8 protein-coding genes are annotated in these 5423 nt (G+C 41.3%); 6 read left to right on the top strand and 2 right to left on the bottom strand.

Features of this window, described 5'->3' with window-relative positions; translation table 11 throughout:
* Window positions 1-204 (top strand): aminotransferase class V-fold PLP-dependent enzyme (locus ACESK1_RS01805; RefSeq protein WP_372917313.1); only part of this gene is annotated, 204 nt, incomplete at its 5' end.
* 64 nt (window positions 205-268) lie between these two features.
* Here the strand turns inward: ACESK1_RS01805 and ACESK1_RS01800 are convergent.
* Window positions 269-1411: a cystathionine gamma-synthase gene (locus ACESK1_RS01800; RefSeq protein ID WP_372917311.1), complete on the bottom strand. Its 1143-nt coding sequence runs from the start codon at window positions 1409-1411 to the stop codon at window positions 269-271.
* An 89-nt stretch (window positions 1412-1500) separates the two neighbouring features.
* On the opposite strand from ACESK1_RS01800, the gene ACESK1_RS01795 reads away from it, so the two are divergent.
* Genes ACESK1_RS01795 through ACESK1_RS01785 form a run of 3 tightly spaced genes read left to right on the top strand, consistent with a single transcriptional unit; the run spans window position 1501 to window position 3507 of the window.
* Window positions 1501-2253, top strand: coding sequence for a PdaC/SigV domain-containing protein (locus ACESK1_RS01795; protein WP_372917309.1), 753 nt, complete (start codon window positions 1501-1503; stop codon window positions 2251-2253).
* 11 nt (window positions 2254-2264) lie between these two features.
* On the top strand, window positions 2265-2618 hold the full coding sequence (locus tag ACESK1_RS01790) for an arsenate reductase family protein (RefSeq protein ID WP_372917307.1): 354 nt from the start codon (window positions 2265-2267) through the stop codon (window positions 2616-2618).
* Window positions 2611-3507 (top strand): DMT family transporter, encoded by an 897-nt coding sequence (locus ACESK1_RS01785; protein WP_372917305.1) that lies wholly within the window; start codon window positions 2611-2613, stop codon window positions 3505-3507. The genes ACESK1_RS01790 and ACESK1_RS01785 overlap by 8 nt, the downstream gene beginning before the upstream one ends.
* Before the next feature lie 35 nt (window positions 3508-3542).
* Here ACESK1_RS01785 and ACESK1_RS01780 read toward each other — a convergent pair whose 3' ends face one another.
* Complete coding sequence (locus ACESK1_RS01780; RefSeq protein WP_372917303.1) at window positions 3543-4031, bottom strand: acyl-CoA thioesterase; 489 nt, start codon at window positions 4029-4031, stop codon at window positions 3543-3545.
* 85 nt (window positions 4032-4116) lie between these two features.
* Here ACESK1_RS01780 and ACESK1_RS01775 point away from each other — a divergent pair, with 85 nt between their 5' ends.
* Window positions 4117-5085 (top strand): YheT family hydrolase, encoded by a 969-nt coding sequence (locus tag ACESK1_RS01775; protein ID WP_372917301.1) that lies wholly within the window; start codon window positions 4117-4119, stop codon window positions 5083-5085.
* Between the two features lie 111 nt (window positions 5086-5196).
* Window positions 5197-5423 (top strand): YicC/YloC family endoribonuclease (locus ACESK1_RS01770; RefSeq protein ID WP_372917299.1); only part of this gene is annotated, 227 nt, incomplete at its 3' end.

Below are 5423 nucleotides of genomic sequence, written 5' to 3'. Positions count from 1 at the left end.
CATTCCAGGATGAAAAGTGATGAAATTGTACAAAAAGTAGATGAGCATCGCATCGGAATCAGGTTTGGGGATTTCTATGCTAAAAAAATCATACAGGACCTCAAGCTTGAAGAAAAGAATGGGGTGGTGAGAATAAGCCTGGTACATTACAATACCGCCGAGGAAGTGAAAAGACTGATTGGGGTGTTGAGAAACATCCTTTGAAAATAAAAAAGCCACGAATTCTCTAATTGAGTTCGTGGTAAATATTTTTTGAATAAGCTGGAATTTATCCTAAAGCTTGCTTTAAATCTTCAATAAGATCTTCTTCATCTTCTACTCCTACACTAAGACGAATAAGGGAATCTACAACCCCGGTTTTTGCTCTCTCTTCCTTCGGAATTGAAGCATGCGTCATGCTGGCCGGATGCCCGGCAAGAGATTCAACTCCGCCAAGAGATTCTGCAAGAGTGAAAACTTTAAGATTTTCAACAATAGTTGTGGCGCTTTTCAATGTATCTTCTTTTGTGGTAAAAGAGATCATTCCTCCAAAACCGGTCATTTGCTTTTTCGCGATATCGTGGTTAGGGTGATCTTCAAAACCGGGCCAGTAAACTTTGTCAATTTTTGGATGGTTTCTCAGAAATTTAGCCACTACTTCCCCGTTTTCACAGTGTCTCTGCATGCGCAAGTGTAGCGTTTTAATTCCGCGTAGCACCAGGAAACTATCCTGAGGGCCGCAAACCGCACCACTTGCTTTCTGAATAAAATAAAGTTTTTCAGCTAGCTTTTCATCATTTACTACAAGAGCACCCAACACCACATCACTGTGACCGCCAAGATATTTTGTCGCGCTGTGCATCACGATATCAGCACCCAGATCCATAGGTTGCTGTAAATATGGAGTCGCGAAAGTATTGTCTACCCCAAGCAACAACTTATGTTTTTTAGCGATTTTAGAAACCGCTTCAATATCGATGATATTCATCATGGGGTTGGTTGGCGTCTCTACCCAAATAAGTTTTGTATTCTCATTAATATATTCCTCGATATTCGAAGCATCCTGCATCCCGACAAAATGAAATTTTATCCCGAAATTCTCGAAGATCGAAGTAAAAAGCCTGTAAGAACCTCCATAAAGATCACTGGTAGAAATAATCTCATCGCCGGTTTTGAACAATTTTAGAACCGCATCTATTGCAGCGAGGCCGGAGCCAAATGCCATTCCGAATTTGGCATTCTCAATACTGGCAAGTGACTTCTCCAAAGCCGTTCGTGTGGGATTTCCACTTCGCGAATATTCAAATCCCTTGTGCCCGCCGGGAGTGCTTTGGGAATAAGTGCTGGTTTGATAAATTGGCGTCATAACCGAGCCGTAAGCCGGATCTGTGTTTTCCTGTCCGCCGTGTATGGTTTTGGTGTTGAATTTCATATATGCTGTGTTTGAACCAAATGTAGCATACCTGTTGGGCAATAACAAAATTGGCTGTACCTTTATATTTCAATTTAACAGCCATAAAATTGAAAAAACTACTCCCTGTTATAAGCCTTATTTTTCTTTTTTCTGCCTGCGAGCAGGAAGCTGAAAGTCTTCAATTTTTAAACTATTCAGTTGAAAGAAGCTCAGAAAACTGTGATCCACAAACGGAAAAATGCAGTTTTATAGATTTGAATTTCCCCGTTGCTTCCGGTAATGAATCCAGGGAGAAGAATATCAATCAGGAGATCCAAAATCACCTTAGCTATATTTTAGGCTATGAAGACGAGCCCAATATAGGTTCAGTTGAAGATTTGGCAGATGTCTTCATCCGGAATTACGAAAAGACCAAAAAAGATTTTCCCGGCTATAATACTCCCTGGGAAGCCACGATTTATGGAGAAATTAGCTACGAGTCTGATAAGCTTATCTCTATTCAATTCAATTCTGAAGTTTTTGAAGGTGGAGCCCATGGCTACAGCAGCGTGACCTGGTTGAATTTCAATCCTGAAACCGGAGCGATTTATTCTCCGGATGAGCTTTTCACCGAAGACTTTAAAGCCTTTATTGAGGAAAAATTCAGAAAAGAACAAGGAGTTCCTGAAGGAGAACCTATTAACAGCACGGGCCTGTTATTTGAAAATGATGAATTTCACCTTCCGCAGAATATAGGTTTCAGCAATACTAAAGTCATTCTCTATTACAATGCCTACGAAATCGCGGCCTACGCCGATGGCCCTTACAGGATGGAATTCCCTCAGAACGAAATTTCAGAATACATAAAGATCGAATTATAAGTAAATTCAGCATGAAAAAGATCTATCACCTTTCAACCTGCGATACCAACAGAAGAATATTAAAAGAACTGGACCCTCCTGCGGCTTTTAAACTTCAGGATATAAAAACCGAAGGAATCACCGAAGAGCAAATCGACGAGATGCAGGAACTAGCCGGAAGTTATGAAGCACTTTTCAGCAAACGGGCAAGACTCTACAAGGAGAAGGAACTTCACCTGGAAGAACTTTCCGAAGACCGTTATAAAAATCTTATCCTGGAACACTATACTTTCCTGAAACGTCCTGTCATTATAAACAATGATAAGATCTTTGTAGGGAATTCCAAAAAAACGGTGGAGGCAGCGAAAAAATCGATAAATGAGTAACCGCGGACTGGCAATTATTGCAGCAACCATTGCCAGCGCGATTTACGGGATTAACCATACGGTGGCCAAGGGGGTAATGCCCCTTCACATCGAACCCTTCGGGTTCATATTCCTTCGGGTTTTTGGAGCAGCTATTCTTTTTTGGGCGATTAGTTTCCTGGGACCTCGGGAAAAAATAGCCACATCAGACTGGCCACGGATTCTTGGATGTGCTGTTTTCGGGATGGTGATAAATATGCTGTTCTTCTTTAAAGGCCTCAGCCTGTCAACACCCATAAACAGCTCGGTTATCGTAACCCTTTCTCCGATAATGGTGCTGATTTTAGCTTCAATTCTAATTAGAGAGCGCATCACACTTTTAAAAAGTATCGGGATCATCGTTGGACTTGCAGGAGCATTAATTCTTGTACTGTTTAGTGCAGATACTGCCAGCAATGCCCCTAATATTCCAATGGGAAATGTACTTTTTATCGTAAATGCTTTTTCCTACGGACTTTACCTGATTCTTGTAAAACCCCTAACCGCAAAATATCATCCCTTTACGCTAATGAAATGGCTTTTTCTGATTGCTGTTTTTATAAATTTCCCCATCACCATCGGGGAATTTACCGATGTTCAATGGAGCAGTTTGCCATTTGACGCGATCTGGAAAATGGCTTTCGTCGTGTTAGGCACCACTTTCTCAACCTATTTACTGAATATTTATGCGCTAAAACAACTTTCAGCTTCTACTATAAGTGCCTTTATTTACTTGCAGCCCCTTATCGCTATTGTTTATGCCATAAGTACAGGCGCCGATTCGCTGAATCTTACCAAAGTAGTTGCCGCACTGCTGGTCTTTGCCGGAGTTTATATGGTGACCAAAAAGAAAACCGAAATAAGGGCTTAATTAAAGACCTCAGGGAATAAAACCCTAAGAAGGGATTAAAGCTGATGAGGCTCAATATGCTGGGGCCTTTTCCCGAATTTTCGGGTGTCTTCTTTGGTTAGTACTCTGAAATCTTGGGTATGGGAAAGGCTGTCCAGGTTTTTATACAATTCCGGGGGAAGTTTGGTGAGTTTACGTTCTTCCAGATCTATCCAGCTTCCCATCATTTCGCAGCTAGCAAAATTCCTCCCCTTATGGTCGTAAAAATTGTGGAGGAATTCAAAATACATCCCGTCTTCAGAAAGACCTTTTAATTCCAGGGTCACTTTTACCGGATGGCCTGCAAAAACCTCTCTGAAATAATATACGTGCTCATAGAATACTACGGGTCCCAGGTTATATTTTATCAATTCTTCCTGGCCAAAACCGTTTTCCATTAAAAAACTCATCCGGGTATGGCTCATAAAATTTATGTAGGCTGTGTTAGCCAGGTGGCGGTTGGCGTCTGTATCGCTCCAGCGAATATCGAATTCTTTGATGTACATCAGTAATTTTTTAATAAATCTAACAAATTATATTATGCATGCATAATTATTGTGCTTAAAATTAATTTCCTGAAATTAGCCGCAAATGCCATTGATAAAAAGCACATATTCCGCCCCGAGATTATTCCGGAATGCCCATTTTTCGACAATTTATTCGTCTACCCTGAGAAAAGTGGCTTTTAGCACCACCCAGCGTGATCGCTTAGAACTGGAAGACGGAGATTTTCTTGATCTGGATCGCAGTTTTTCTTCTGAAGGAAACAGTGAGAAGCTGGTGATCCTTCTTCACGGACTGGCAGGCAATGCCCAACGCCCTTATATGAAAGCTATGGCTAGAATGTTTTCTGAAGACGGTTGGGACACGGCCGCAATGAATTTCAGGAGTTGTAGTGGAGAGATGAACAGGCTTTATCGCAGCTACAATGCCGGTGCCACCGAAGATCTGGAAGCCGTTTTAAACCATATCTCAGCCGAAAAAAAATATACTGAAATCGCTTTAGTGGGATTCAGCCTGGGGGGAAATTTAATGTTGAAATATCTGGGTGAAAATCTTGACATCCCTTCGGAAATCAATTCGGCGGTGGCGGTTTCAACACCCTGTGATCTTGGGGCTTCGCTGGAGGAACTCAGCCAAACCCGAAATATTATCTATTCAAAACGATTCGTGAGAAACCTGAAAAAGGAACTTTTCAGGAGGCATCTGGCTTTTCCTGAGCAAATAACCAAAGAAGAGATAGCCGGTTGCAATTCCCTTTTAGCTATCGATGAGCTCTATACCAGCAAGGCGCACGGCTACAAAAATGCGGCAGATTATTACCAGAAGTGTAGTTCCCTTCAGTTTTTACCCAATATTCAAATCCCTACTTTAATCATTAATGCGGAAAATGATTCTTTCCTGTCAGATACTTCCTATCCGGTGGAAATTGCAAAAAATTCTGATAATCTCCATCTCGAGATCCCGGCACACGGCGGGCATGTAGGATTTATTCAGAATAAAGAATCCTACTATCACGAAGAGCGGGCTCTGGAGTTTGTACAAAGTTTTTCCGAATAAATTTTTATTTAAACCTTGAATCCTCCAAAATCGGGGAATTTTAAAATAGGCTTTAGGTCGCTTTGCGCTGCTTTAGAATTGATTATCTTTGCGCAAGCTTAAAAATCGCCTATGATTCAGTCAATGACAGGTTTTGGAAAAAGCGTTACGCAGCTTCCGGCCAAAAAGATCACTGTGGAGATCAAGTCTCTAAACAGTAAAAATCTAGATGTAAACGCCCGCATCCCTTCGCAATACCGCGAAAAAGAACTTCAGCTTAGAAATACAATTTCGAAATCTCTTACCCGTGGAAAAATAGATTTCTCTCTTTTTGTAGAGATCACCGGGGAGGAAACCAC

The sequence above is a fragment of the Salegentibacter sp. genome (assembly GCF_041642575.1).
In the GTDB taxonomy this organism is placed as follows: Bacteria; Bacteroidota; Bacteroidia; order Flavobacteriales; family Flavobacteriaceae; genus Salegentibacter.
The sequence above is the reverse complement of the archived record's forward strand: the minus strand, read 5'-3'. Positions and strand labels throughout refer to the sequence as shown.

What these genes read in the sequence shown, in the direction of transcription:
- ACESK1_RS01800 (WP_372917311.1), bottom strand. Translation starts at nt 1,411, where the DNA reads ATGAAATTCAACACCAAAACCATACACGGCGGACAGGAAAACACAGAT.
- ACESK1_RS01790 (WP_372917307.1), top strand. Translation starts at nt 2,265, where the DNA reads ATGAAAAAGATCTATCACCTTTCAACCTGCGATACCAACAGAAGAATA.
- ACESK1_RS01785 (WP_372917305.1), top strand. Translation starts at nt 2,611, where the DNA reads ATGAGTAACCGCGGACTGGCAATTATTGCAGCAACCATTGCCAGCGCG.
- ACESK1_RS01780 (WP_372917303.1), bottom strand. Translation starts at nt 4,031, where the DNA reads ATGTACATCAAAGAATTCGATATTCGCTGGAGCGATACAGACGCCAAC.
- ACESK1_RS01775 (WP_372917301.1), top strand. Translation starts at nt 4,117, where the DNA reads ATGCCATTGATAAAAAGCACATATTCCGCCCCGAGATTATTCCGGAAT.